A 25,936-nucleotide genomic window follows, 5' to 3' on the forward strand; every position below is an offset into this window, starting at 1 on the left:
CCGACAAACTCCCTCAGGCTGCGGCCGTCAGCGTGAGGGGGCGTCCGGCTTCTGAAATGTCAACGTGATCAGCGCGCCGCCGCCCGGCGCGCCGCAAACATCGATGGCGCCGCCGTGTTCGTCGACGACCGCTTTGACGATCGCAAGGCCCAGTCCGGCGCCATCGCTGCGGGCGCGGTCACCGCGCCAGAACCGCTCGAAGATCAGGCTGCGGTCGGCCTCGGCAATGCCGGGGCCATGATCGCGCACCGCGACGCTGGGTCCGGCTGGATCGATCTCGATCATCACCTCGGTGCCGGGTGGTGTATGGCGGATCGCATTGTCGACGAGGTTGCGCAGCGCACGCCGGATCATCTCGGCGTTGCCGCGCACAGGGACGGGGGCATCTCCACCGCGCAGGCCGATCTCCTTGCCGGCGGCGAGCGCGGCCGGTGCGACGGTTTCGATCAGTTCGGTCGCGATGTCGACGAGATCGACGGTTTCGTCCGGATCGACCCGCATCGCGTCCATCTCGGCGACATCGAGCAGCTGCGACACGATCCGGCTCATCGCGGCAAGATTGCGTTGCAGGTCTTTCCCGGCCGGTTTCGGCTCCAGCGTTTCGATCCGCGCGCTGAGGATTGCGAGCGGTGTCCGCAATTCGTGGGCGGCATCCGCGGTGAAGCGGCGCTGCTCGTTGAAGCCGTGTTCGAGCCGGTCGAACGCCTGATTGACCGCGCTGACCAGCGGCCGGATTTCGCTGGGGATGCCCTGCATCGGCAGCCGGATGTCGGTGCGGCTCGGGGTGATGCCGGCAGCGCGTTCCGACGCATCGACCAGAGGGCGGATCGCACGCCGGAAGATCACGATGTCGAACGCGAGCAGCAGCAGCAGGATCGGCAGCGTGATCCAGCCGGCACGATGAAAGAAGTTGGCGGCGATATCGTCGATGATGACGTCGCCGTTCGACAGATCCTCGACCACCTGAATTGTCAGCGTCCGGCCACCGATGCGTCGCTCGATGCTGTCTCCCGAAAGGCCGGTCGATCCGGTGACGAGACCGAACCACGAGGCGCGCTCCGCGGATCGGCGTGGCAGCAGTGGTTTGCGGTCCGGGTTCGAGCTGAACAGCACTTGGCCGGAGCCGTCGATCACCGCATAGGCATAGCGGCCGTAGGCGGCCGAATATACGTCGCGCAGATCCTGCGGCAGGGCGAGGTTGAGCTGTCCGTCCGGGCCGACGCTGAGATGTTCGGCGACCACCTCGGCCTGGCGTCGCATGGCGTCGCCGTGCAGCCGGTCGATCTCGCGGTTGAGCAGCCAGAACAGGATCAGCGGCAGCACCACCGCGGTGATCGTCAGCGCCACCACATGCAGCAGCAGGATGCGGGCGGCGAGAGAGTCGCGCCGGAACACTTACTTGATCTCCGACAGCAGATAGCCGACGCCGCGGATCGTCCGGATCTGCACCGTGGCGCCGAGCTCTTCGAGCTGCTTGCGCAGTCGCGAGACATAGACCTCGACCGCGTTCGAGGCGACGTCGCCGCCAAGCCCGAAGATCTGATCCTCGAGCGTCTTCTTCGGCACGACGCGACCCTGCCGGCGCAGCAGCAATTCGAGCACGTTGAGCTCGCGGCCCGACAATAGGCGCGGCTCGCCGCTGATCAAGATCTGGCGTCCTTCGGTATCGAAAGTCAGATTTCCGAGGGTGAGCGAGCGGCCGAGCAGGTGACCAGGGCGACGCAGAATGGCTTCAATGCGCGCCACCATCTCCTCGATCGCGAACGGCTTGACCAGATAGTCGTCGGCACCGGCCTTCAGGCCGGAGACGCGATCCTGCACGCCGCTGCGCGCGGTCAGCACCAGCACCGGGATCGATTCATGGCCGGCGCGCAGTTCGCGCAGCAGGGACATGCCGTCGCCGTCCGGCAATCCGAGGTCGAGCGCCATCGCGACGTAGTTCACCGATGCGAGTGCAGCGCGCGCATCCTCGACGCCGCTGACAATATCGACATCGTAGCCGACGGCGTTGACGCCCCGCGAGATCAGGTCCGCCAGTTCGAGGTTGTCTTCGACGATCAGGAGGCGCATCGCGGGGCAAAGCTTTGACGGTCTGTGCTTGTGCTTCGTACCACGTGCAAGCCGCGAGCGTACAGCGGGCAGATCTGCGCCGTAATTGGTAATTTTGCGAGCACGACGGCGCCGTGTCAGGTTGGTGTAAGCTCGGTCTGCTAACCACAGCGAAGGCGTCCGGAAACGGCCGATCTGTTCGACTGCGGGGCGCAGATGCAGCACAGCTGGAAGACACCGATTTACGCTGCCGCGGTCGCGCTTCTGGTTGCGGGCGGGTGCGTGGCGCTTGCCATGCGATCCGGCAGTCTCGTCGCGACGGCCGGAGCGCAGCCGGTGGACACGAGCCGGGATGGCATCGATCTCGCCCAGCAGACGATCGCTCTCTCGGCCAAACAGGTCGAGGCGATCAGCATCGAACCGGTCGAGCAGCGCGAATTCCTTATTACCAAGGACGCGCTGGGATCGATCGCCTACAACGAAAACCTGCTGGTACAGGTGTTCACGCCCTATGCCGGACGGATCATCGACACCTTCTTCAATCTCGGCGACGAGGTGAAGAAGGGCGCTCCGCTGTTTACCATCGACAGCTCCGACCTGCTGCAGGCGGAGTCGACGCTGCTGGCGACCGCCGGCGTGCTGGAGCTGCAGAACCGCAATCTCAACCGGGTGCGCCAGCTGCTCAAGACCGGCGGCGCGCCGCAGCGCGATGTCGATCAGGCCACGTCCGATCAGCAGACCGCTGAAGGCAATCACAAGGCAGCGCGAGATGCAGTCCGTATCTTCGGCAAGTCGGAAGCCGAGATCGACCGCATCATCGCCGAGCGCCACGTCGACTCCACCCTGATCGTGCGCAGCCCGGTGGACGGGCAGGTGACCGCACGCAACGCGGCGCCGGGCCTCTACGTGCAACCCGGCAGCGCGCCTCCACCGCTGACGCTCGCCAATCTGTCGATCAAATGGATGGTGGCGAACGTTATTGAGACCGATGCGCCCGCGTTCCGGCTTGGTCAGCCGGTCGAGGCGCGGGTGGCGGCCTATCCTGGTCAGGTGTTTCGCGGTCGGGTGACCGCACTCGGCAGCAGCATCGACCCGAGTTCGCACCGCCAGTTAGTCCGTTCCGAGATCGACGATCCGGCCAATCTGCTGCGCCCCGGCATGTTGGCCAATTTCACGATCGAGGTGGCGAAGCCGGTTACGTCACCCGCGGTGCGGCTCGACGCGGTGGTGCGCGAGGGCGACGGCACCATGTCGGTGTGGGTGACACGCGACCGCCGCAGCTTTCAGCGCCGGCTGGTCAAGATTGGTCTGGCGCAAAACGGCCGCCGGCAGATCCTCGACGGCGTCGCGCCGGGTGAGCTGGTGGTGGGGACCGGCGCGATCTTCCTCAGCAACAAGCTCGCGAACGCCGCAAGCGGCTGACCGACACAAAAGCCGGCGGCGTTCATCGTGTTTAAAAGCATCATCGAGTTCGGCCTGACCCGCAAGGCCATCATCGTCCTGGCGCTGATCGTGTTCTGCGGCGCCGGCATCGCGGCGTTCACTCGGCTCAATGTCGAAGCCTATCCTAATCCCGCGCCGGTGATCCTCGAGATCACCGCCCAGGCCGCGGGGCTGTCAGCCGAGGAGATGGAGAAGTACTACACCATCCCGATGGAGGTCGGCCTATATCCGACGCCCGGCGTGGTCAACATTCGCTCCACCTCGTTCTACGGCTTGTCGTTCGTCCGGGTCACCTTCGCTTACGGTGTCGACTATTATTTCGCGCTGACCCAGGCGGCGAATTCGATCCAGCAGAATATCTCGCTGCCGAACAACCTGGTGCCGACCATTCAGCAGTCGAGCCTGGTCGGCGAGATCTTTCGCTATCAATTGGTCGGGCCGCCGAACTACGGGCTGACCAATCTGCGCACCGTGCAGGACTATATCGTGGCGCGGCGGCTGATGACGGTGCCCGGGGTGGTGCAGATCAACGCCTGGGGCGGGACCACCAAGCAGTTCAACGTCGATGCCGATCTGCAGAAGCTGGAGGCCTACAACATCACCGTGCCGCAGATGGTATCGGCCCTCGGCAACGCCAACCTGAATGTCGGTGCGCGCGAGATCACCATCGGCCAGCAGTCGGTCAACATCCGCGGCATTGGGTTAGTCGATTCCGGCGGCGATGATTCCATCGCCAATGGCTACAAGGTCCAGGACATCGAGAACGTCGTGCTGACCCAATCGGGCGGGCTGCCGATCCAGATCAAGGATGTCGCCAAGGTCTCGGTGGGCTACGTGCCGCGGCTCGGCATCGCGGGGCGCGACGGTAGCGACGACGTCGCCGCCGCGATCGTGGTGATGGGGCGGACACAGCACACCAACGATATCGTGCCGAAGGTCGAGGAGGAGGTCGCCAAGCTCAATCGCGACGGCAGCCTGCCGCCCGGCGTCAAGATCGTGCCGTATTACGATCGCGGCGCGCTCGTCGCAGTAACCACTCGGACGGTGCTGCACAATCTGATCGTCGGTTGCCTGTTGGTGTTCCTGATCCAATGGGTCTTTCTCGGCGATCTGCGCAGCGCGCTGATCGTCAGCGCCAGCATTCCGTTCGCGCTGTTCTTCTCGATCATCATTCTCGTGCTGCGCGGCGAGGATGCCAACCTGCTGTCGCTCGGCGCGGTCGATTTCGGCATCATCGTCGATTCCGCCGTGATCATGATGGAGAACATCTTCCGCAATCTGCAATCGCCTGCCGAGCAGCAGCGGCGGATGCTGGCGCAACTGCAGCAGAGCGGCGCCGGCATGGGCGAGCCGCAGGTGTGGACCGATCGGTTGCGGCTGATCTTCCTGAGCGCACTGCAGGTCGACAAGGCGGTGCTGTTCACCGCGGCAATCACGGTGACGGCGTTCGTGCCGCTGTTCACCATGCAGGGCGTCGAAGGTCAGATCTTCGGGCCGATGGCACGCACCTACGGCTACGCGCTGGCGGGTGCGCTGATTTCGACCTTCACGATCACGCCGGTGCTGGCGTCGCTGCTGCTGCCGAAAGCGATCGAAGAACACGAGACGGCGATCGTGCGCGGTCTGCGCCGCGCCTATGAGCCGGTGCTGCGCTGGTCGCTTGGCCGCACCAAGGTCGCGGCGGTTGTTGGCCTGGTTTTCCTTTGTGTTGCCGGTTTGGCGGCGAGCCGTCTCGGCAGTGAGTTTTTGCCGGCGCTGGAGGAGGGCAATTTCTGGATCCGGGCGGCGATGCCGCCGACGATGTCGCTTGATGCCGGCACCAGTTACGTCCGAAAGATGCGCGAGATCCTGCTGCGGCATCCGGAAGTCATCACCGTGGTGTCGCAGCACGGCCGGCCGGACAATGGCAGCGATGCGTCGGCGTTCTCCAATGTCGAGCTGTTCGCGCCGGTCAAACCGTTCTCGGAATGGCCGGCCGGCCTGACCAAGGAGATGCTGGCGGAGCAGTTGCAGAAGGAGTTCGACGCCGAGCTGCCGGGCGTCACCTTCAATTTCTCGCAGTACATCCAGGACAACATCGAGGAAGCGCTGTCCGGCGTGAAGGGCGCCAACTCGGTCAAGATCGTTGGCCCCAACCTGCAGGTGCTGGAGCAACTCGCCGGGCAGGTGGTGCAGGAGATGGCCAAGGTGCGCGGCGTCGCCGACCTCGGCGTATTCCATCTGCTCGGCCAGCCCAACCTCAACATCAAGGTCGATCGCGCACGCGCTGCGCGCTACGGCCTCAACACCGGCGACGTCAATTCGGTGATCCAGGCGGCTGTCGGCGGCAGCATCGCCACCACGGTGCTCGAAGCCGATCGGCAGTTCGGCGTCGCGGTGCGGCTCGACCCGAAATTTCGCGAAAGCGTCGACGCGGTGCGCGAGCTGAAGATCGCTTACGCGACGCCGAGCGGCGTCAACGCCTATATCCCGCTCAGCGAAGTCGCCACCATCTCGCTCGATACCGGCGCCTCCTTCATCTACCGCGAGAGGAGCCAGCGCTACATTCCGATCAAGTTCAGCGTCCGTGGCCGCGACCTTGGCGGCACCGTCGCCGAGGCACAGCAGCGGGTCAACGACGCGGTGCAGCTGCCGCCCGGCTATCGGCTGATCTGGTCCGGCGAGTTCGACAATCTGCAGGATGCCAAAGCGCGGCTGATGATCGTGGTGCCGATCACGCTGCTGCTGGTGTTCGTGCTGCTCTATGCGCTGTTCAATACGCTGCGCGACAGCCTGATTGCACTGCTCGGCATTCCGTTCGCGGCCGGCGGCGGCGTTATCGCGCTGTATCTGTCGGGACTGGAATTCAGCGTCTCGGCCGCGATCGGCTTCATCTCGCTGCTCGGCGTCGCGGTGATGGACGGCATCCTCAACATCACTTACTTCCGCGAACTGCGCGCCAGCGGCGTGAGCGTCGCCGATGCGGTGCGGCAGGCCTCCGAGCAGCGGATGCGGCCGATGCTGATGACGGCGCTGTCGGCCGGCGTCGGGCTGTTCCCGGCGGCGCTGTCGCACGACATCGGCAGCCAGGTGCAGCGGCCCTTGGCGACCGTTGTGGTCGGCGGCATGTTCATCGGTCCGCTGTTGCTGCTGGCGGTGGCGCCGGCGCTGCGCAAGCTCGCTTTTGCTCGCGAGGAGGCGGGGCGGACCAGCGCGACTTCCCAGGCCGCACCACAGGGAGAGCCGTAATGCTGCGTTGGCTCGGCGCCCTGGGCACGTGCGTCTGTCTCGCCGGCTGTGCGGTCGGGCCGAATTTCGTGCAGCCGCCGTCCCCCGAGGTCGATCGCTACACGGCGGCTGCCTTGCCGGCGAAGCCGCCAGGCAAAGCCCAGCCCTTCGTGGCCGCCGAGGATGTGCCGACCCGCTGGTGGTCGGCGTTCCGCTCCGAGCCGCTCGATCGGCTTGTGCGCGCGACGGTGGTGCGCAATCCGACCCTGCAGGCGGCCGATGCTGCGATCAAGGTGGCGCACTTCAATGCGCTGGCGCAGCGCGGACTGTTCTTTCCGCAAGTCAGCGCCAGCTATGGTCCATCGACGCAATTGTCGTCGAACAACGAAGCCTCCGATGCGCCCCAGCAGCGGCTGTCGCTGCACACCGCCCAGCTCAACATCGCCTACACGTTCGACATCTGGGGCGGCAACGCGCGCGCGGTGGAGAGCCTCGATGCCGTCACCGAGCAGCAGCAGTTCCTGCTGGAGGCGACGCATCTGACACTGACCGCGAATGTCGTCACCGCGGCGATCGGGGAGGCCTCGCTGCGCGGCCAGATCGCTGCCACCAAGAAGATCGTGGCGATCGAGCGCGACATCCTCGGCATCCTGAAGTCGCAGTTCGAGGCAGGGCAGGCGGCGCAGGTCGATGTCCTCACCCAAGAGGCGGCGCTTGCCCAGGTCGAGCAGACCTTGCCGCCGCTGGAGAAGCAACTGGCGATTCAACGCGATCTGTTGACCGCCCTGGCCGGCAATTATTCGGCTGCGCAGGTTCCGGAACGTTTCGAGCTGGCGCGCCTCAGCCTGCCGCGCAACATCCCGGTGCTGGTGCCGAGCACGTTGGTGCGGCGGCGGCCGGACGTGCGGGCTGCGGAGGCCAATCTGCACGCGGCGAGCGCGCAGGTCGGCGTTGCGGTTGCGGCGCGCCTGCCGAATATCAGCGTCGGCGCCAGCACGGCTGGCGCCAGCGCCACCAACTTTGCGCAACTGTTCGCACCTGGCACCGGGTTCTATCTGCTGGCCGCCAACGCCACCCAGCCGATCATCGACGGCATGACCTTGCTGCACAAGCAGCGCTCCGCCGAGGCGGCGCTTGAGCAAGCCGACGCGCAGTATCGCCAGGCCGTGATCTCGGCGCTGCAGAACGTCGCCGACGCACTGCAGAGCCTGCAGCACGATGCCGCCCTGGTGCGCGCTGCCGCCAAATCAGAGGCCGCGGCGAAGGCCAGCCTCGACATCATTCGCAAGCAACTTGCGCTCGGGCAGGTCAATCAGGTCGTGGTGCTGAACGCGCAGCAGACCTATCTCAACGCTTCGATCGCGCATGTTCAGGCCGAGGCGACGCGCCTGTCGGATGCGGCAGCGCTGTTCATGGCGATCGGTGGAAGCTGGCCGACGGGATGTGGAACCGATTGGCGAAGCTGCGTGCTCGACGATCTGCCGGTCACGGCTGCTTTGCAGTAGGCTCGAAAGAGCGGGTTCCCGCGCTGCGACAGATCGATCCGCCGCGATTTTGTTATGTTATTGCGGATCGACACGAATGCGAGCCGCGTGCTATCCGGCTGCCTCGACCCGAGAGAGCCGCCGTGACGCTGATTGCCCGCATCTTCCAGCATCGCCTGCCGCGCGTTTCGCGCCAGGCCATCGCTATGGCCGTGCTGGTGATGTATCTGCTCGCGGGCGCCGTGCACGGGCTGTGCGATCTTGATGTGACCACGGGTTCCCCGACCGCGATCGTCACGCTGCCGTCGCACGGCGGTGACCATTCGGACAATGTGCTTGCGTCCGATCACCACTGCCACGGCTGCTTCTCGGTGTCGCTGCCGAGCCCGAGCGTCGTCGCGACTGCAGCCGAGCTCGTGTCCTCGCCTGTGCGGCATGAAGACGCCGAACGCCGCAGCATTCTCCGCGTCATCGACCCTCCGCCACCAAAAGCCCTGATCTGAACATGACCGCTGGGCGCCGCGCGCCCTGAATCCGTCGTCCGTCAGGTCTTCATCATGCAATTTTCGATCGCCACGCGGCTCGCGTGCGCGGTGGCTGTTCTCGCTGGCGGTGTGCTGGTTGGGGAAGCGCGTGCGCAAACGCTGACCATGGGCAGCGCGCTGCAGCGCGCCCTCAACGCCAGTCCGCGGCTTACGGCCGCCGAGCGCGACATCGGTATCGCGCGGGGACAACGCATCCAATCCGGCGCGCTGATCAATCCGGAGATCTCCTACGAACAGGACAATTCGTTCGGCTCCGGCACCTATCGCGGCACCCGGTCTGCGGAATCGACGCTGCAGATCAGCCAGATGTTCGAGCTGTGGGGCAAGCGCGACGCCCGCATCGCTGCCGGGCAGGCGGGGCTCGATGCAGCCTCCATTGGTCGCCAGGCGGTGCGGCTCGAAGTGCTGTCGGAGACCGCGATTGCTTTCGTCACGGTGCTCGGGCTGCAGCGGCGCATCCATATCCTCGACGAGCAGATCGCCGCGATCGATGCGATCACGCCGCTGCTGCAGCGCCGGGTCGAGGCGGGCGCATCGTCCGTCGCTGAAACCGGCCGGGCGGAGGTCGCGTCGGCGCTGGTGAAGGCGGATCGCGAGCGCACCAAATCGGCATTGCACACCGCGCGCCGCGAGCTGGCGATCCTGATGGGAGACACTTCGCCGCGATTTTCGTCCGTGTCCGGCCGCCTCGAGGCGATCGGCAAACCGCCGGCGTTTCAGTCGGTGATCGCTGCGATCGACGCCAATCCGCAGCTGGTGCGCTGGAAGGCGGTGTATGCGCAGCGCAACGCCGAGCTGCTGCTGGCTCGCCTCAAGCCGTATCCGGACGTCACCGTGTCGGCCGGGCTGCGCCGCTACAACGAGACCGGCGACAGCGCCGTGCGCCTGTCCGTGTCGGTGCCGATCCCGCTGTTCGATCAGAACCAGGGCAACATCCTGTCGGCGCAGGAGAACCTGGCGAAGATCGCGGCCGAGCGCCAGGCCAATCGCAACACACTGATCGTGATCGCGGGACGTGCCTACGACTCGCTGCAAGGCTCACTGCGCGAGCTGGCGATCCTGCGCGACACCGCGATCCCGAAGGCCAGGGACGCCGCCGCCGCGATCTCTGAGGGCTACGGCCAGGGGCGCTACTCGCTGCTCGAAGTTCTCGATGCGCAGGCAAGCGTCGCCCAGGCGCGGCTGCGTGAGCAGGAGGCGCAGCAGAATTTCCACGTCGCCGTCGCCACCATCGAGGGTCTGGTTGGCAATCCTTTCGCATTGGCGCGGGGAGGCGCGCGATGATGAAGCCGTTGATGTTGATCTGTGGTGCCGCCGCCATGTTTGCGCTCGGCGCCGCCGTTTCCACTTACGCGCCGATCGGATCGCGCGAGCCGGCGCAACACGTCTCGACGAAAACCGAGGGGCATGCCCACGCCGGGGGCGAGAAGGGGCACGATCACGACGGCCATGACGAAGAGGGCAAGGTCGAGATGAGCGACGCCAAGGTGGCGGCGTCGGGCATCGAGATCCGAACTGCCCAGGCCGAGACGTTGCACGAGTCGTTGGTGCTCAACGGCATCTTGCAACCCAATCAGGAGACGCTGGTTCAGGTCACGCCGCGGTTTCCCGGCGTGGTGCGCGAGATCAAGAAGCGGATCGGCGACGCTGTCGAGAAGGGCGAGCTGCTCGCCAGGATCGAGAGCAATCAGAGCCTCAGCGTGTACGAGATGCGCGCGCCGATCTCCGGCACCGTGATCGATCGTCAGATTTCGCTCGGCGAATACGCCTCCGAGCAGAAGCCGGCGTTCATCGTCGCCGACGTCTCCACCGTGTGGGTCGACTTCTCGGTGTATCGCCGCGACCTGCCGCGAGTGCGGATCGGCGACAAGGTGCTGATCGACGTCGCCGATGGCGGCAAGCCGATCGAAGCGAGCCTGTCCTACATCTCGCCGGTCGGCAGCAGCGACACCCAGAGCGCGCTCGCTCGCGCCGTGGTGGCCAACGACGGCTTGCGACTGCGCACCGGCTTGTTCGTGTCGGCGCGGTTGATCCTCTCGGCCAAGCCGGTCGCGTTGGCGATCCGCGCCTCGGCGATCCAGACCGTCGAGAACCGCAACGTGGTGTTCGTCCGCAGTGGTGACGACTTCGAGGTGCGTGACGTGCAGCTCGGCGCACGGGATGCCGAGAATGTCGAGATCATTTCCGGCCTGAAGGCCGGCGAGCGCTATGCGGCGGCCAACAGCTTCGTCGTCAAGGCGGAGCTCGGCAAGGGATCGGCATCGCATGAACATTGATATGAGACTGCTGATCGCCGGAGGCCGCGCATGATCGACAAGGTGCTCGCCTTCTCCGTCCGCCAGCGCTGGCTGGTGATGATCGGCGTGCTGATGATGGGCGCGTTCGGCGCCTGGAATTTCACGCGGCTGCCGATCGACGCGGTGCCGGACATCACCAACGTCCAGGTTCAGATCAACACCAACGCACCCGGCTATTCGCCGCTCGAAGTCGAGCAGCGGATCACGTTCCCGATCGAAACCGCGATGGGCGGGCTGCCGAACCTCGTCAACACGCGGTCGCTGTCACGCTACGGGCTCAGCCAGGTGACGGTCGTCTTCAAGGACGGCACCGACATCTATTTCGCCCGGCAGCTCGTCAACGAGCGCATTCAGCGCGCGAAGGACGTGCTGCCGACCGGAATCGACACCGCGATGGGGCCGGTCTCCACCGGTCTCGGCGAAATCTACATGTACACGGTCGAGGCGAAACAGGGCGCGACGCGCGCCGACGGCAAGCCGTTTACGCCGAGCGATCTGCGCACCGCGCAGGATTGGATCATCAAGCCGCAATTGCGCAACGTCCCCGGCGTCAATGAAGTCAATACCATCGGTGGCTTCGCCAAGCAGTTCCACGTCCTACCCGATCCGGTGAAGCTGATGGCCTACCGCCTCGGCTTTCGCGACGTGATGACGTCGCTTGCCAGCAACAACGCCAATGTCGGCGCCGGCTACATCGAGAAGAACGGCGAGCAATATCTCGTGCGCACGCCGGGGCAGGTCAGCGACGTCGAGGAGATCCGGCAGATCGTGATCGGATCGCGCAGCGGCCTGCCGGTTCGGATCATGGATGTCGCGGAGGTGAAGGAGGGCACCGATCTGCGCACCGGTGCCGCGACGCTGAACGGCCAGGAGGTCGTGCTGGGCACCGCGATGCTGCTGATCGGCGAGAACGGTCGCACCGTGGCGCAGCGGGTCGCCGCCAAGCTCGAGCAGATCGAGAAGTCGCTGCCGGACGGCATGTCGCTGCGTGCGGTGTACGACCGCACCCATCTGATCGACGCAACCATCGCGACGGTGGAGAAGAACCTCGTCGAGGGTGCGCTGCTGGTGATCGCGATCCTGTTCCTGATCCTCGGCAACTTCAAAGCGGCGTTTGCCACAGCGCTGGTGATCCCGCTGGCGATGCTGTTCACCATCACCGGGATGTTCGAGAACAAGGTCAGCGCCAATCTGATGAGTCTCGGCGCAATCGACTTCGGCATCATCATCGACGGCGCGGTGATCATCGTCGAGAACTGCCTGCGGCTGCTGGCCCACGAGCAGCAGCGGCAAGGCAGGCTGCTGACCCGCCAGGAGCGGTTCCACACCATCATCGCCGGCTCGCGCGAGGTGATCAAGCCGAGCCTGTTCGGCACGCTGATCATCGCGGTGGTGTATCTGCCGGTGCTGACGCTGACGGGCGTCGAAGGCAAGATGTTCACGCCGATGGCGCTGACCGTGTTGATAGCGTTGCTCGGCGCCAGCCTGCTGTCGATGACCTTCGTGCCCGCCGCGGTCGCGCTGTTGGTCACCGGCAAGGTCTCGGAGAAGGAGAACTGGTTCATGCGGCTGGCGCATCGGGCGTATCTGCCGCTGCTCGATCTTGCGATCCGGCTCCGCTGGACCGTCGTCTTGGGGGCGGTCGTGCTTGTGCTGGTGAGTGGCTACGCCGCGACGCGGATGGGCGGTGAGTTCATCCCCAGCCTCGACGAGGGCGATGCCGCGATCCAGGCGATGCGGATTCCCGGGACCAGCCTGACGCAGTCGCTCGACATGCAGATCGCGCTGGAGAAGCGTATTCTGGCGATTCCGGAGGTGAAGGATGTGTTCGCCCGCACCGGCACCGCCGAGGTCGCGACCGACCCGATGCCGCCGTCGATTTCGGACGGCTACGTCATGCTGAAGCCGCGCGCGCAGTGGCCGGATCCGAAAAAGCCAAAGGCCGAAGTCGTCGAGCAGATCGAGCGGGCGGCCGAACAGGTAGCGGGAAGCCTGTACGAGCTGTCGCAGCCGATTCAACTGCGTTTCAACGAACTGATTTCCGGCGTGCGCAGCGACGTCGGCGTCAAGATCTTCGGCGACGACCTTGATGTTCTGACGCAGCTCGCCGGTCAGGTGCAGGCGGTGCTGCAGACCATCAAGGGGGCTGCCGACGTCAAGAGCGAGCAGGTGGCGGGGCTGCCGGTGCTCACGGTGAAGCTCGACCGCAAAGCGCTGGCGCGGTTCGGCATCAGCGTGGCCGAGGTACAGAACCTCGTCGAGATCGCTGTGGGCGGCAAATCGGCCGGGCTGGTGTTCGAAGGCGACCGCCGCTTCGATCTCGTGGTTCGGCTGCCGGATCAGATCCGCACAGATATCGAAGCGATCAAATCGCTGCCGATCCCGTTGCCGCCGACCGAGGGGCAGGCGAAGGCCACACCGGCCTCGTTCGGCTCGTCGCCTCTGCAGCAGATGCGTTACGCGCCGCTGTCAGAGCTTGCCGAGATCGTGGTGGCGCCGGGGCCGAACCAGATCAGCCGCGAAGACGGCAAGCGCCGCATTGTGGTCTCTGCCAACGTGCGTGGCCGCGACCTCGGTTCGTTCGTCGCCGAGGCGCAACAACTGATCGGCAACAAGGTGAAGCTGCCTGCGGGCTACTGGATCGGCTGGGGCGGGCAGTTCGAACAGCTCGTCTCCGCGACGCAGCGCCTGACCATCGTGGTGCCGATCGCGCTGCTGCTGATCGTCCTGCTGCTGTTCATTAGTCTGGGGTCGGCGGCCGATGCGCTGTTGGTGTTCAGCGGCGTGCCGCTGGCCCTGACCGGCGGCATCTTCGCGCTGCTGCTGCGCGACATCCCGCTGTCGATCAGTGCCGGCATCGGCTTCATCGCGCTGTCCGGCGTCGCAGTGCTCAACGGCCTAGTGATCATCACCTTCATCGGGCGGTTGCGCGCCGAGGGGCGGCGGATGGTCGAAGCGGTGCGCGAGGGCGCGCTGACGCGGCTGCGTCCGGTGCTGATGACCGCGCTGGTCGCCTCGCTCGGCTTCGTGCCGATGGCGCTGGCGACCGGCGCCGGCGCCGAAGTCCAGCGCCCGCTCGCCACCGTGGTGATCGGCGGCATCGTGTCGTCGACCATCCTGACGCTGCTGGTGTTGCCGGCGCTCTACATCCTGTTCCGCCGTGAGCCGAGCGATGAGGCTGTGCGATGAGTGACCGTCTCAGTTCCGCTCGGCGGTCGCGAGTCCCTGGGTTCGTTCGATCCGCTCGATCGCGGCGGTCAGCCGATCGATCGCCACCGGCAGCATCGGTCCGCCGCAGATGGTGAGCTGATCGGGAACGACGATCCGGCGGTTCGCCGGATAGGCCTGCTGGATCGCGGGATGCAGCAAGAATGCCTTGCCCTGGTCCTCGGCGCGGGGCTGGTCTTCGGCGACCAGCAGCAGGTCCGGCCGCGATGCGACGATAGCTTCGAGCGATGCGAAGCCGCCATAATCGAAGCCAAGCGCGGAGGCGCCGTTCGTCAGGCCGACGGTTTGCAGCAACGAGCTGATCAGGCTGTCGCCACCGCTGACCCAGCCGCGCCGGGACAGCACCAGTACATGCCGATGTCCGTGCGCCGTCGCGGCCTTGGCGTGGTCGACGGAACGCTCGATCGTTGCGATCAATGCGTCCGATCGCTCCGGATGACCGGCGATGTCGCCGACCCGCCGGATCTGCGCCTTCACCTCGTCGATGGTCCGCGGCACGTCGAACTCTTCGAGCGGAATGTTCTGCGCTTTGAGGAGTTCGCGGGTGGCGCGCTTGCCGTAACGGCCCGCCAGCACCACGTCCGGCGCCTTCACCAGCAAATCTTCCGCCTCGCCCGAGAGCGCCGGAAACCGCTCGGCCTCGGTCGCCAGCCACGATAGACGCGGATCGCGCGCGTAAGGGCCGAGGCCGACAATCTGCTCCGGATCGGCCAGCGCGATCAGAAGTTGATCCGTGCACATGTTGATCGACGCAATGCGCTTGGTGGCGGCGAGCACCGGCGACGACGCCATCGCCATCAAGCCGAGCGTCACCAGCAACTTCGCGCAGCGGCGGCGCGCACCGCGCATCCGACCGGCGGTCGTTCCCTCCGTCGCCGTCATCGCTGCTCCTCCAGCGCGGCGCCGTACAGGATCATGCAGGGGCCGGCCGGCCGGTCGGCGGTGAGGCGAGCGGCAAGCTCGCTGACGGTGCCGCGTTCGACATTTGTGGTGTCGGAGCCGAGGCTCTCGACCATCACGGCCGGCGTCGCTGCGTCCAAGCCTCGGGCGATCAGTTGCGCCGCGAGGGCCGGGAAGGTGGCCTTGCCCATATAGACGCAGGTCGTTGCCGTCGCATCCGCCAGCGCTGCGAGGTCGAGATCGCGCGGCAGGCGGCCGTCGACATCGTGGCCGGTGACGAATTGCACCCGGCGCGCGACGCCGCGCTTGGTCAGCGACGCGCCGATCGTCGCCGCGGCGGCGGTCGCCGTGGTGATGCCGGGCACGATCTCGACCGCGATACCGGCCTCGCGCGCGGCGCGCAACTCCTCGTCGGCGCGGGCGAACAGTGTCGGATCGCCGGCCTTCAGCCGCACCACATGCTTGCCACGCAGCGCGTAGCTGATCGCGAGCCGGCTGACTTCATCCTGGCGCGGTGAGGGATGACCTGCGCGCTTGCCGACCGCGACCATCTCGGCGTTGGGATCGAGATACGCCATGAAGTCTTCGCCGGCGAGGTCGTCGTACAGCACGACGTCGGCGGCCTGCAGCCGCTTGATCGCCCGCAGCGTCAGCAGGTCTGCATCGCCCGGGCCGGCGCCGACCAGCGTGATGCGGCCGTTGGCGGCGGCGCTTTCGATTGACTTGGACATCAGGCGATCGCCTCCTCGGCGACATCGATCAGATGGAAGAAGGTGCCGGTGACGTGTCCGCGGCGGCTGCCGGTCTCATCGGTGAGCTGTCCGGCGGGATCGCGGATCTCGGCGAGCGGCTCGTCCGCCACGGCGACGACGCGCGCATAGTGATATTCATGGCCGCGCAGCACGCTGCCTGCGGCGTGGCCGGCGGCTGCGGCCTGCAAGGTCGCGAGCCGGTAGCCGAGATGCAGCTTGCGACTGGCGAAGTCGGTTTCGAGGCCGAGCAGTCCGGCCATCGCATGGCGCGTGCCGTCGGCATCGATCAGGCCGGCTCCCAGCGTCATGTAGCCGCCGCACTCGCCGTGCACCGGGCGGGCTTCCGCGAATGCGCCGAGCGCGGCCTTGAACCGCGTCGCCGCCGCGAGCCGGCCGGCGTGCAGTTCGGGATAGCCGCCCGGCAGCCACGCAGCGTCGCAGGATGGATCGGGGCCTTCGTCGTTCAGCGGCGAGAACGGCACGATCTCGGCGCCGGCCGCGCGCCAGCCGGCGATGAGGTGCGGATAGATGAACGAGAACGCATCGTCATGCGCCAGCGCGATGCGCTGACCCGGCGGCGGCAGCGGCCGGATCGTCGATGCGATCGGTCGCGCCGGCTGCGCGGCGCGGATCAGCGCGTCGAGGTCGATACCGCGCGTAGCGCTGTCGGCGAGCTGCTGCAGGCGGGTGTCGAGCTTCGCGGTCTCGCGCGCCTGCACCAGGCCAAGATGACGGTTCTTCAGCGTGAGATCGCGCTGGCGCTCGAAGCTGCCCAGCACCGGAAGGTCGTGCGCGGCGAAGCCATCGCGGACCAGCGCTTCATGGCGTGCGCTCGCAACGTTGTTGAGGATGACGCCGGTGATGCGGACATCGCTGCGATAGCGGGCAAAGCCGAGCGCCAGCGCAGCGGCCGACTGCGCCTGACCGGCGACGTCGATCACCAGCACCACCGGCCAGCCGGTGAACGCGGCGATATCGGCGGTCGCGCCATTGCCCCAGGCGCCGATGGCGCTGCCGCCATCGAACAGCCCCATCACGCCCTCGGCGAGACAGAGATCGGCATCTACCGCGGCATCGAGCAGGGACGTGATGCGATCCTGGCCGAACGACCAGGAATCCAGATTGTAGCAGGGCCGACCGGCGGCGATCTCATGGAACGCTGGATCGATGTAATCGGGCCCGCATTTATAGGGCTGCACGGTGAGGCCGCGGCGGCGCAGTGCTGCATGCAGCGCCAGCGTCACCGTGGTCTTGCCGCTGCTCGTCGACGGCGCCGCGATGATCAGTCCGGGCGGCCGGCCAAGCTTTGACGGTGCTAGTCCGGGATCAGTCGCGGTCACGGCCGTCCTCCGCCGAGCGGCGATAGCGGCGATCGTAGTCGGGGGCGTACAGCGAGCTCTCGCGGAAATCGGTGGCGGCGAGCGATGGCCCGATCAGGATCAATGCGGTGCGGTCGATGCCTTCGGCGGCGACCTGCGCGGCGATCGAGCCGAGCGTGCCACGGATCACCTGCTGCTCCGGCCAGCTCGCGCGCACCACCACCGCGACCGGGCCATCGTCGCCATAATGCGGACGCAGCCGTTCGACGACATCGGCAAGGACGTGAATTGACAGATGGATCGCCAGCGTCGCGCCGGTGGCGGCGAAGGCTTCCAGAGTCTCGCGTGGCGGCATCGCCGAGGCGCGGCCCGAGGTCCGGGTCAGCACCACGGTCTGGGCGACTTCCGGTAGTGTCAGTTCGCGGCCGAGCACGGCGGCCGCCGCCGCGAACGACGGCACGCCGGGGGTGACGGTGTAGGGAATGCCGTGCTGCTCCAGCCGGCGGATCTGTTCGCCCATCGCGCTCCACACCGACAGGTCGCCGGAATGCAGCCGAGCGACATCATGGCCGGCCGCGTCGGCTGCGACGAACTCCGCCGTGATGGCGTCGAGGTCGAGCGGGGCGGTGTCGACGACGCGCGCGTCCTTCGGGCACAGTGCGACGATCTCGCGCGGGACTAATGAGCCGGCATAAAGACACACCGGGCAGCGCATCACCAGGTCGCGGCCGCGCACGGTGATAAGGTCGGGTGCGCCCGGGCCGGCGCCGATGAAGTGGACGGTCATGGCAGCGGCTCCTCGATCGCCACCGCGGCTGTCGCGAGGCGATCCTGTGAGATCAAACGGGACATGATCAGCCGCGCGGTCGGTCCGGCGGCAGCCAGCGCCGCGGCTTCGCAGACGCTGCCGACGCCGCGGTGATGCGCGACGACGGCGGAGGACGTGGTGATACGCGCGGCGGCTTGATCGAGCGCAGTCGCTTCGATCGGCAACACCGGGAGAGCCGTTGCCGTCGCTGCCTCACGTAAGCCATTGTGAGCGGCCTTGTCGGCAGCGGTTGCCAGCGCCGATGGCAGGTGCGGTGCGGCGGTGCGGCGCGCGGCTTCGATCACGTCGATGATCGACGACGCGGATGCGGCGGAACGAAAGCCGATGCCGATCACGACCGCGGTCATTTGCGGACGCTCCATTGCACCACCGGCATTGCCGCGCGCCATCCGGTGAGGCCGCCGACCGGGGAGGCGCGCTCGACGCCGAGCCGCAGCAGCTCGCCGCCGTGACGACGATGCCAGTCGATTAGCAGCGCCTCGGTCTCCAGCGTCACCGCATTGACCACCAGCCGGCCGCCGGCGGGCAGCGCCTGCCACACCGCATCCATCACGCCCGGACGGCTGGCGCCGCCGCCGATGAACACGGCGTTAGGCGTCGGCAGTCCGGCGAGCGCCTCGGGCGCTGCGCCGAGCCGCAGATCGAGCTGCGGCACGCCGAGCGCCTCGGCATTGGCGCGCGCGGTGGCGAGCCGATCGGCGCGCGTCTCGATCCCGATCGCGCGATTGCTGCGCGCTGCCAGCAGCCATTCGATTCCGATCGAGCCGGCACCGGCGCCGATGTCCCACAGCAGCTCATGGCCGCGCGGCGCCAGCGTCGACAGCGTCACCGCGCGGATCTCGCGCTTGGTGAGCTGGCCGTCGTGTTGAAATAGCTCGTCCGGCAGGCCGCTGACGCACGGCATGATCACGGCGTCCGGCTCGGCGGCGACGGCGATGCCGAGTGCGACCGGCGCGGTGACGTCAGGGAATGCGAAGATCGAGGCGGTGGTTCGCCGCACGCGCTCGCGCGGGCCGCCGAGTGCTTCGAGCACGGTCAGTTCGGACGCGCCGAAACCGTTCGCCGCGAGATACGCGGCGATCTCGCCGACCGCGGCGCCGTCGCGCACCAATACGATCAGCCGCGCCTGCGTGCGGAGATGCGGACGCAGCGTCGCGACCGGCCGCGCGTGCAGGCCGAGCGTCACGGTGTCTTCCAGGCGCCAGCCGAGCCGCGCCGCAGCCCAGGCAAAGGTCGATGGCGCCGGGACGGCGGTCCATTCTGTCGGCGCAAGGTGATCGGCCAGGACTGATCCCGCGCCGTGCCAGAACGGATCGCCGGAGCACAGCACGGCGACGCGGCGGCCATGCTGCGCCAGCAGGTCGGGGAGCGAAGCCGCGAACGGCACGCGCCACGGCATTGTGGGCTTGTTCAACGCGGCGACGAGGGAGAGGTGGCGATCACCGCCGATGATCAGCTCGGCGGTGTCCAGCAGCGCCCGTGCGCGCGCCGACAACCCGTCGATGCCGTCCTCACCGATTCCGACGATGGACAGCCAGGGCTGCGTCGTGTCATCGCTGGTGATCATGACGCTCCCTTCATCGCACCGCTCGCGCGTATTGATCCTCGGCGGCACGGCCGATGCCTCGGCGCTCGCCAGGACAATCGCCGCCGAGCCCAACATTGACGCGGTGCTGTCGTTCGCCGGCCGCACCGATCAGCCGAAGCCGCCGCCGATTCCGTTTCGGGTCGGTGGTTTCGGCGGCATCAGCGGCTTGGCCGATTACTTGCGCGCCGAGCGGATCGAGCGCGTCGTCGACGCGACGCATCCGTTCGCGGCGCAGATGAGTCGCCACGCGGTGATCGCCTGTGCAGAAGCGGGCGTGCCGCTGTTGGCGTTGGAGCGGCCGGCGTGGCAGGCGGTCGCCGGTGATCGCTGGACCGACGTCGATGATCTCGACCAGGCGATGAGCGCGCTCGGCGCAGCGCCGCGGCGGGTGTTTCTCGGCATCGGCCGGCAGAACCTCGAGCTGTTCGCTGCGCAGCCCCAGCACGCTTATCTGGTCCGGCTGGTGGATCCACCGCGCGGGCCGCTGCCGCTGCCGAATGTCGAGGTGGTCGTGGCGCGCGGACCGTTCGATCTCGCCGGCGACCGCGCGCTGCTGCGGGCGCACCGTACCGAGATCGTCGTCGCCAAGAATGCCGGCGGCGATGCAGCCGTCGCCAAGATCACTGCGGCGCGCGAACTCGGGCTGCCGGTGATCATGGTGAAGCGGCCCGCGGTGCCGGATCGGCGCAGTGTCGCCACGGTCGCCGAGGTGATGGCCTGGCTTGGTCACGACAGCGCTCCAGAGAACCGCGGAGTGTAGACGAAAGCAGCGCCGCTGCTGCGCGGAATGATCTTGGTCTGCGACGAGCCGATCATCACCAGCGTGCGCATGTCGGCGCGTTGCGGCACCGCCTCGCCGAGCGGCGCCACGTCGATGCGTTCGCGCGGATCGCTGATAGCGGTCGCAAAGATCACCGGCACGGACGCGGGATGGATGCTGCGCAGCAGCTCGAAGGCGCGGCCGAGCTGCCACGGCCTGGCCTTCGAGATCGGGTTGTACAGCGCGATGACGAAATCGGCCTCGGCCGCGGCGCGCAGCCGCTTCTCGACGGTCTCCCACGGCTTGAGATTGTCCGACAGGTTGATGGCGCAGAAATCGTGGCCGAGCGGCGCGCCGATCCGCGCCGCGGCGGCGAACATCGCGCTGATGCCGGGGAGCACGCGGATGTCGAGCTCGCGCCACGACGGATCGCCGGCCTCGATCGCCTCGAACAGCGCCGCCGCCATCGCGAACACGCCCGGATCGCCGGAGGAGACGATCACGACATGCCGGCCCTCGGTCGCCAGCCGCAGCGCGAAGCCGGCGCGATCGAGTTCTTCGCGGTTGTCGGAAGCGTGCCGCTGCAAGCCGTCGCGTTCGGCGACGCGAGCGACATAAGGTGCGTAGCCGACGATATCGGTGGCGCGCGCCAGCGCGGCGCTGACTTCCGGTGTGATCAGTTCCTGCGCGCCGGGCCCGAGGCCCGCGACAACGACAGATCCGGTCATGGCCGTCGCCCCTGTCCGTGGACCAGCACGATCGAGAAGTAGGGCGCGTCGTCGGTGGTCTTGTCGGCGAGCGGCATCACAACCTGATCGGCCATCGCGCCGCGCTCGACATAGATCGCGCGGTCGAGCAGGCCGGCGTCGTCGAGGGCGCGGCGGACCTTCGGCAGATTGCGGCCGAGCTTCATGATCACGATCGCATCGCCGGTGGCGAACGCCGCCTTCAGCCGGTCCGGTCCGAGCGTCGCCGGCACCACGCAAAGCACGTCGTCGCCGTAAGTGATCGGCGTGCCGCTCGCGGTCCAGCACGCCGCCATGCCGGAGATGCCGGGCACGACTTCGACACGGACGCGCGGCGCCAGCCGGCTGTGCAGATGCATGAACGAGCCGTACAGAAACGGGTCGCCTTCACACAGCACGACGACGTCGCGGCCTTGAGCGATGTGCTCGGAAAGCCGCGCGACGCATTGTTCGTAGAAGCTGCGCAGCGTCGCCGCATAGGCCGGATCGTCGAGGGCGATCTCGGTCGTCACCGGATAGTCCATCGGCTCTTCGATCACGCCGTCCGCCAACAGACCGTCGGCGATGCGGCGCGCGTGGCCGGGACGTCCGGCTTTGCGGAAATACGCCACCACCCGCGCTTCGCCGACCAGCCGCGCGGCGCGGACGCTCATCAGGTCGGGTGCGCCGGGGCCGACACCGACGCCGTAAACGGTCGGTGCGCTCATTCGCGTTCGCTCGCCAGGGCGTTGATTGCGGCTGCGGTCATCGCGCTACCACCGCGGCGGCCGCGCACGATCACGCAAGGCGACGGCGAGTCCGCCAGCAGGGCGTCCTTGGACTCGGCTGCGCCGACGAATCCGACCGGGATGCCGATAATCGCCGCGGGGCGCGGTGCGCCGGGCTCGGCCAGAATTTCGAGCAGGCGGAACAACGCGGTCGGCGCATTTCCGATTGCCACCACCGCACCCTGCAATCGGTCGCGCCACAGATCGACCGCAGCGGCGGATCGGGTGGTACCGAGCTTTGCGGCGAGAGCCGGGACGTCGGGATGGTTCAGCGTGCAGATCACTTCGTTGTCGGCCGGCAGCCGCTTGCGGGTGACGCCGTTGGCAACCATCTGGGCGTCGCACAGGATCGGCGCGCCGGCCTGCAGCGCGGCGCGGCCGGCCGATACAAAGCCGGGCGTGAACACGATGTCGCCCGCGACTTCGACCATGCCGCTGGCGTGGATGATCCGCACCGCGATCTTTTCCTCGTCGGCGGTGAACCGATCGAGCGCGGCTTCGGAGCGAATGATCGAAAACGACTGACGATAGATCGCGTCGCCGTCTCGTTCGTAAGCGTAGGTCATCGGACGGCGTCCTCGATCAGCTCGGGGAGAATGGAGGGATGCTGGTTGGCTTCGGCGGTCACGCTCTCGCTCGGCGCGTCCATGGCAGAGATGCTGAGGCCCGCGGCGAGGGCGAGCTGCATCAGGATGGCGCGTGCGGCGTCGCCAGAGCGCTGAATGTAGAGCCTGTTCAGGCGACGGAGCGTGGTGGGGGGCAGGTTGGTGATCAGTTCGCTCGGAACGTCGGGCTGTCCGCGGGTAGAGAGGACCGCGAAGGCAATGCGTCGGCTGCCGGCGAATGCGGCGATTGCTTCGATGGCTCCACGGCAAGGACGCGCCTGATCCGGCAGAGCGATCAGGAGCGCGCGTAGCGGCGACGCGTCGAGGGAGCGATCACATGCCTGCGCAGCGAAGCTTCCGAGATCGCTCACACGCAATCGGTGGGCGTTGCCGGGCCATGCCTGAGCGAAGGCCGCCAGCGTCTCGGCGCAGGGCGACAGCACCGCGATCTCGGCGGCGTCCGGCGGAAGCGACGGCTGAGAACCGGTAAAGACACCGGGATGGAGCGCAGTGGACGGCATCGCGCCGAATCTCGTCGGTTGGCCATCGCGGGCGATGGCTCAAAACCGGCGAACGGACCTGCACTCCGGACCGCCGAAAGACATCCCGGGGCACCCCGCCCGAAACGACGTCATCATAGCAGGCGACGGCAGGTCTCCTGGCTCACGGGTCGTCGCCGATGCAGCCTTCCCGGAAGTTATCCAGTGGCGTGTTGCGTCGGCTCGCCGTTTACAGTTGCGGGGGCAGCTTCGGCTCGGCCGCTGCGGGCAGCGGCCTTCCGATATTCCCTCTTCGTCCTGTCCGAGGACAGGACACCGTCGGCGCGCGATGTTTGGGACGGAAACGGCGAACTGTCAATCGACCTTGATGGTCGGGTGCCGGCCGACGAAACATCATCAAAATCGCGCAAGCTTGATCGGGATCAAGGCGAGTCGCTGGCTGCGTCCGGAGCCCGTGCCGACGCGCGGCGCTGGCTGTCGATCGCGGCCCGCAGCAGTGCCGCCGCCCGGAACGGCGCGTGCAGCGCTTTGCTGAAAGGCAGAGCGGCAAACAGCCCGAACACCAGCCCGAGATGAGTGGTGAGCAGCAGCCCCATCGCCGGCGTGCTGCGGAAGCCGAGCACCGCAAGCCCACTGGCGCCGACCAGGGCGAGCAGAATCAGAAAGGCAACGTTCAGTCTGGTTTCGCCGCGATCGCTCGGCGCGGGATCGGCCCACGCTTCCAGTCCCAGCAGCCCGACAGCGCCGATGGTCATCGTCACGCCGCCGCCGAGCCCGAGCATCACCGGCAGGCTGGCGACCGGGTAGGGCGCCATCACGCCCAGCAGGTGATGATAAGCCGAGGCTACGATCGTCGACAGGCCGCTGAGCACGAAGCCGCCGGCGGTCAGGTGATGCAAGATCCGTCGCCGCTGCGAGGTTCGCTCATCATGGTCATGGCAGCCGGGGCCGCCGCCGCCGAGGTGGCGCAGCGTGATGATGTCGGAGAGGGCAACCGGCAGTGCGCGCACGATCTCGCTGATCGTCGTCTTTGGCGCGATCGTGCGCCAGTATCGCAGGGTCGCCAGCGTGACCGCGATGACTGCCCACCCGAAGGTGGCGGCCGCGAGCCCGGCCATCGCCGGCCACGGCAGCACGCGATAGAACGCGCCTTCGCCAGCGTGTGTGGCCCGTAATGCTTCTGGTGAGCCCGTGCCCAGCACCAGCGCGAAGCTGATCAGCAGCGCGAGCGCGACGGTGGCGGGCACGGCGAGCGACGATGCACGAAAGGCGCGACCGAGTATCGGCGGCCACAGATGGTCCGCATAGGAGCGCTGCCGCAGTTCGGCGAATGTCGCCGGCAGGTTGACGGCGAACGGATGCGGCGGCGCGTACTGGCAATCATGCCAGCAGCCCTGGCAATTGTGGCACAGGTTCGACAGGTAGCTGACGTCGCTCAGGTCGAAGCCGTGCTTGCCGTCAATCGCCGGAAACACCGGGCAGAGCCCGTCGCAATACATGCAGGCGCTGCAGATCCGCAGCACGCGCTCGGCCTCGAGCATCGGATCAGCCGCGGACATGGCGCGCCGCCTCCTCGCCGGCGATCTGGCCGAACACGGCCGACAGCGTGATGCCGAGCCCGGCGAGATAGCCGCGGCGCAGTACATTCGCGGCCATGATCATGCCGGCCGCGAACAGATCGTCGTGGCGGCTTCCGTCAGCCTGCACCACCCGCATCGTCGGATCGACCTTGATGCCGTAGTGCACGAACGTCAGCCCCGGCCGCATTGGATAGGCGGCGAATGGTGGTTCTGTGATGGTCCGCGCGGCGTTGGCCGGCGTTGCATTGAAGTGATCGATGTTCTGCAGCAATGCGGCTGGATCGATCGCGAGCATGGCCGCCAAGTCGCTCAGGCCCGGTGCGGTGATCGGCGCCAGCGCAGACGGCGCGGCGCGCGCGAGCCCATCGGTATCGAGTATCAGATAAGCGAGTTGGCCGGGGCAGGTGGCGATCCTTGGTCCCCATTTGGCGTAGTGCGTCGGCTGCGATCCGGCCCCTGCGACATCGATGCGCGCGCCGGATCGGTCGACCACGAGGCCGAGCGGAATCGACGTGATCCGGGTAACGATGCCGCCGTCGAATTGCGGGCCGCGCGCATCGACCGGAACGACATGACAGGTGGTCGGATCGCCGATCGCACAGCCGCCGGCCGCGATCAGCAGATCGAGCAGGCGACCGTCCGAATAAGGCGTGCCGCGGACCATCCAGCCTTCGGCGGCGCTGCCGAATTTTTCGCGTAACCAGGCTGGGTCGGCCCCGGGGCCACCGGCACAGACGACAACGCTCCGCGTGCGGATGGCGGCGTCCGCTCCAGCGGAGCGGACGTTGATCGTCCAGCCTTCGTCTTTGGCACGCTGCAGCGACCGTGCCTCGCTGTCGTAGCTGATTGCGACGCCCATCCGGTTGGCGGTCGCGTACAACGCGTTGATCATTGCCTTGCCGCCGCCGAGCGGAAACGCGGTGCGGCGCGAATACGGCATCACTCCAGTGCCCGGTGGCTGCAGATGCACGCCGTGATCGATTAGCCAGCCGGCGATGCTGTCTGCGCGTTCGATCAGCAGCTCCGTCAACGCCCGGTCGGTGTCGCCCGTGGTGCAGCGCAGCTCGGCGCGCAATTCTGCGGCCGTGTAGGTGTCGGGCACGTAGTCGAGTGGCGTCTCGTGGGTCAGCCGGAAATTGCGGCCGTGGCGCGCATTGCCGCCACGCAGCGGACGCGGTGCCGCTTCGAGCAGGCGGACCGCGGCGCCGCCGCGGCGTGCGGCGATCGCTGCGCAAAGACCGGCGATTCCGCCGCCTATCACTGTCACGTCCCACAGCAAGGTGCGGTCAATCCGGTCGAGATGATGCGCCTGAGCCGCTCGACAGCGGCCAAGAAAA

Annotated in this window: 22 protein-coding genes and 1 riboswitch; of the genes, 8 read left to right on the plus strand and 14 right to left on the minus strand. The window is 67.3% G+C overall.

All coding sequences use genetic code 11. The annotated features are described in order from the left end of the window. Positions 1-27: 27 nt before the first annotated feature. On the minus strand, positions 28-1,395 hold the full coding sequence (locus DY468_RS03915) for a sensor histidine kinase (RefSeq protein ID WP_164602570.1): 1,368 nt from the start codon (positions 1,393-1,395) through the stop codon (positions 28-30). Then, positions 1,396-2,070: a response regulator transcription factor gene (locus tag DY468_RS03920; RefSeq protein WP_164602572.1), complete on the minus strand. Its 675-nt coding sequence runs from the start codon at positions 2,068-2,070 to the stop codon at positions 1,396-1,398. Positions 2,071-2,385: 315 nt separating this feature from the next. Here DY468_RS03920 and DY468_RS03925 point away from each other — a divergent pair, with 315 nt between their 5' ends. The 7 genes from DY468_RS03925 (at position 2,386) to DY468_RS03955 (ending at position 14,214) form a co-directional block, all read left to right on the plus strand. Further along, positions 2,386-3,471 (plus strand): efflux RND transporter periplasmic adaptor subunit, encoded by a 1,086-nt coding sequence (locus DY468_RS03925; RefSeq protein ID WP_349644240.1) that lies wholly within the window; start codon positions 2,386-2,388, stop codon positions 3,469-3,471. Between the two features lie 27 nt (positions 3,472-3,498). Further along, entirely contained in the window at positions 3,499-6,720 is a 3,222-nt protein-coding gene (locus DY468_RS03930) for an efflux RND transporter permease subunit (protein WP_164602576.1), read from the plus strand. Beyond that, positions 6,720-8,204: an efflux transporter outer membrane subunit gene (locus tag DY468_RS03935; RefSeq protein ID WP_164602578.1), complete on the plus strand. Its 1,485-nt coding sequence runs from the start codon at positions 6,720-6,722 to the stop codon at positions 8,202-8,204. Before DY468_RS03930 ends, DY468_RS03935 begins: the two co-directional genes overlap by 1 nt. Before the next feature lie 122 nt (positions 8,205-8,326). After that, complete coding sequence (locus DY468_RS03940; protein ID WP_164602580.1) at positions 8,327-8,686, plus strand: hypothetical protein; 360 nt, start codon at positions 8,327-8,329, stop codon at positions 8,684-8,686. 54 nt (positions 8,687-8,740) lie between these two features. After that, complete coding sequence (gene ihpA / locus DY468_RS03945) at positions 8,741-10,012, plus strand: divalent metal ion exporter subunit IhpA (protein ID WP_164602582.1); 1,272 nt, start codon at positions 8,741-8,743, stop codon at positions 10,010-10,012. Beyond that, positions 10,009-11,004 carry a divalent metal ion exporter adaptor subunit IhpB gene (ihpB, locus tag DY468_RS03950; protein ID WP_164602584.1) on the plus strand — a complete coding sequence of 332 codons (996 nt, stop codon included), beginning with the start codon at positions 10,009-10,011 and terminating at the stop codon, positions 11,002-11,004. Before ihpA ends, ihpB begins: the two co-directional genes overlap by 4 nt. A 30-nt stretch (positions 11,005-11,034) precedes the next feature. Next, the gene (locus DY468_RS03955; RefSeq protein ID WP_164602586.1) at positions 11,035-14,214 is read left to right on the plus strand and encodes an efflux RND transporter permease subunit; all 3,180 of its coding nucleotides are present in this window, start codon (positions 11,035-11,037) and stop codon (positions 14,212-14,214) included. Between the two features lie 9 nt (positions 14,215-14,223). Here the strand turns inward: DY468_RS03955 and DY468_RS03960 are convergent, their stop codons facing one another. The 6 genes from DY468_RS03960 to cbiE are packed head-to-tail and all read right to left on the minus strand — an operon-like array spanning position 14,224 to position 19,620. Beyond that, positions 14,224-15,135 carry an ABC transporter substrate-binding protein gene (locus DY468_RS03960; protein ID WP_502706208.1) on the minus strand — a complete coding sequence of 304 codons (912 nt, stop codon included), beginning with the start codon at positions 15,133-15,135 and terminating at the stop codon, positions 14,224-14,226. Beyond that, positions 15,132-15,884 carry a uroporphyrinogen-III C-methyltransferase gene (gene cobA, locus DY468_RS03965; RefSeq protein ID WP_164602588.1) on the minus strand — a complete coding sequence of 251 codons (753 nt, stop codon included), beginning with the start codon at positions 15,882-15,884 and terminating at the stop codon, positions 15,132-15,134. The genes DY468_RS03960 and cobA overlap by 4 nt, the downstream gene beginning before the upstream one ends. Further along, a complete protein-coding gene (locus DY468_RS03970) occupies positions 15,884-17,245 on the minus strand; it encodes a cobyrinic acid a,c-diamide synthase CobB (RefSeq protein WP_164602590.1) in 1,362 nt (453 codons plus the stop codon). The genes cobA and DY468_RS03970 overlap by 1 nt, the downstream gene beginning before the upstream one ends. Further along, complete coding sequence (gene cobM / locus DY468_RS03975; protein WP_164602592.1) at positions 17,232-18,011, minus strand: precorrin-4 C(11)-methyltransferase; 780 nt, start codon at positions 18,009-18,011, stop codon at positions 17,232-17,234. The genes DY468_RS03970 and cobM overlap by 14 nt, the downstream gene beginning before the upstream one ends. Beyond that, entirely contained in the window at positions 18,008-18,400 is a 393-nt protein-coding gene (locus DY468_RS03980; RefSeq protein WP_164602594.1) for a cobalamin biosynthesis protein, read from the minus strand. Before DY468_RS03980 ends, cobM begins: the two co-directional genes overlap by 4 nt. Continuing rightward, entirely contained in the window at positions 18,397-19,620 is a 1,224-nt protein-coding gene (gene cbiE / locus DY468_RS03985) for a precorrin-6y C5,15-methyltransferase (decarboxylating) subunit CbiE (protein WP_164602596.1), read from the minus strand. Before cbiE ends, DY468_RS03980 begins: the two co-directional genes overlap by 4 nt. On the opposite strand from cbiE, the gene DY468_RS03990 reads away from it, so the two are divergent. Continuing rightward, the gene (locus DY468_RS03990) at positions 19,619-20,401 is read left to right on the plus strand and encodes a cobalt-precorrin-6A reductase (protein ID WP_205511903.1); all 783 of its coding nucleotides are present in this window, start codon (positions 19,619-19,621) and stop codon (positions 20,399-20,401) included. The genes cbiE and DY468_RS03990 overlap by 2 nt on opposite strands. Here the strand turns inward: DY468_RS03990 and cobJ are convergent. From cobJ to tcuA, 6 genes are all read right to left on the minus strand, one after another. Next, entirely contained in the window at positions 20,368-21,129 is a 762-nt protein-coding gene (gene cobJ / locus DY468_RS03995) for a precorrin-3B C(17)-methyltransferase (RefSeq protein WP_164602598.1), read from the minus strand. The genes DY468_RS03990 and cobJ overlap by 34 nt on opposite strands. Further along, positions 21,126-21,854: a precorrin-2 C(20)-methyltransferase gene (locus DY468_RS04000; protein ID WP_164602600.1), complete on the minus strand. Its 729-nt coding sequence runs from the start codon at positions 21,852-21,854 to the stop codon at positions 21,126-21,128. Before DY468_RS04000 ends, cobJ begins: the two co-directional genes overlap by 4 nt. Next, complete coding sequence (locus DY468_RS04005; RefSeq protein ID WP_164602602.1) at positions 21,851-22,480, minus strand: precorrin-8X methylmutase; 630 nt, start codon at positions 22,478-22,480, stop codon at positions 21,851-21,853. The genes DY468_RS04000 and DY468_RS04005 overlap by 4 nt, the downstream gene beginning before the upstream one ends. Beyond that, positions 22,477-23,040, minus strand: coding sequence for a hypothetical protein (locus tag DY468_RS04010; protein ID WP_164602604.1), 564 nt, complete (start codon positions 23,038-23,040; stop codon positions 22,477-22,479). The genes DY468_RS04005 and DY468_RS04010 overlap by 4 nt, the downstream gene beginning before the upstream one ends. 110 nt (positions 23,041-23,150) lie before the next feature. Beyond that, positions 23,151-23,354: riboswitch (cobalamin riboswitch) on the minus strand. An 87-nt stretch (positions 23,355-23,441) separates the two neighbouring features. After that, a complete protein-coding gene (gene tcuB, locus DY468_RS04015) occupies positions 23,442-24,578 on the minus strand; it encodes a tricarballylate utilization 4Fe-4S protein TcuB (RefSeq protein ID WP_164602605.1) in 1,137 nt (378 codons plus the stop codon). Further along, on the minus strand, positions 24,565-25,866 hold the full coding sequence (tcuA, locus tag DY468_RS04020) for an FAD-dependent tricarballylate dehydrogenase TcuA (protein ID WP_164602606.1): 1,302 nt from the start codon (positions 25,864-25,866) through the stop codon (positions 24,565-24,567). The genes tcuB and tcuA overlap by 14 nt, the downstream gene beginning before the upstream one ends. Between the last annotated feature and the right edge of the window lie 70 nt (positions 25,867-25,936).

The organism is Rhodopseudomonas sp. BR0M22, from assembly GCF_010907035.1.
Classification (GTDB): Bacteria; Pseudomonadota; Alphaproteobacteria; order Rhizobiales; family Xanthobacteraceae; genus Rhodopseudomonas.

Excerpts from the sequence above, each read along its gene's own strand:
- DY468_RS03920 (WP_164602572.1), bottom strand. The coding sequence starts at position 2,070 with ATGCGCCTCCTGATCGTCGAAGACAACCTCGAACTGGCGGACCTGATC.
- DY468_RS03935 (WP_164602578.1), top strand. The coding sequence starts at position 6,720 with ATGCTGCGTTGGCTCGGCGCCCTGGGCACGTGCGTCTGTCTCGCCGGC.
- ihpA (WP_164602582.1), top strand. The coding sequence starts at position 8,741 with ATGCAATTTTCGATCGCCACGCGGCTCGCGTGCGCGGTGGCTGTTCTC.
- ihpB (WP_164602584.1), top strand. The coding sequence starts at position 10,009 with ATGATGAAGCCGTTGATGTTGATCTGTGGTGCCGCCGCCATGTTTGCG.
- DY468_RS03955 (WP_164602586.1), top strand. The coding sequence starts at position 11,035 with ATGATCGACAAGGTGCTCGCCTTCTCCGTCCGCCAGCGCTGGCTGGTG.
- DY468_RS03960 (WP_502706208.1), bottom strand. The coding sequence starts at position 15,135 with ATGACGGCGACGGAGGGAACGACCGCCGGTCGGATGCGCGGTGCGCGC.
- cobA (WP_164602588.1), bottom strand. The coding sequence starts at position 15,884 with ATGTCCAAGTCAATCGAAAGCGCCGCCGCCAACGGCCGCATCACGCTG.
- cobM (WP_164602592.1), bottom strand. The coding sequence starts at position 18,011 with ATGACCGTCCACTTCATCGGCGCCGGCCCGGGCGCACCCGACCTTATC.
- DY468_RS03980 (WP_164602594.1), bottom strand. The coding sequence starts at position 18,400 with ATGACCGCGGTCGTGATCGGCATCGGCTTTCGTTCCGCCGCATCCGCG.
- DY468_RS03990 (WP_205511903.1), top strand. The coding sequence starts at position 19,619 with ATGACGCTCCCTTCATCGCACCGCTCGCGCGTATTGATCCTCGGCGGC.
- cbiE (WP_164602596.1), bottom strand. The coding sequence starts at position 19,620 with ATGATCACCAGCGATGACACGACGCAGCCCTGGCTGTCCATCGTCGGA.
- cobJ (WP_164602598.1), bottom strand. The coding sequence starts at position 21,129 with ATGACCGGATCTGTCGTTGTCGCGGGCCTCGGGCCCGGCGCGCAGGAA.
- DY468_RS04000 (WP_164602600.1), bottom strand. The coding sequence starts at position 21,854 with ATGAGCGCACCGACCGTTTACGGCGTCGGTGTCGGCCCCGGCGCACCC.
- DY468_RS04005 (WP_164602602.1), bottom strand. The coding sequence starts at position 22,480 with ATGACCTACGCTTACGAACGAGACGGCGACGCGATCTATCGTCAGTCG.
- DY468_RS04010 (WP_164602604.1), bottom strand. The coding sequence starts at position 23,040 with ATGCCGTCCACTGCGCTCCATCCCGGTGTCTTTACCGGTTCTCAGCCG.
- tcuB (WP_164602605.1), bottom strand. The coding sequence starts at position 24,578 with ATGTCCGCGGCTGATCCGATGCTCGAGGCCGAGCGCGTGCTGCGGATC.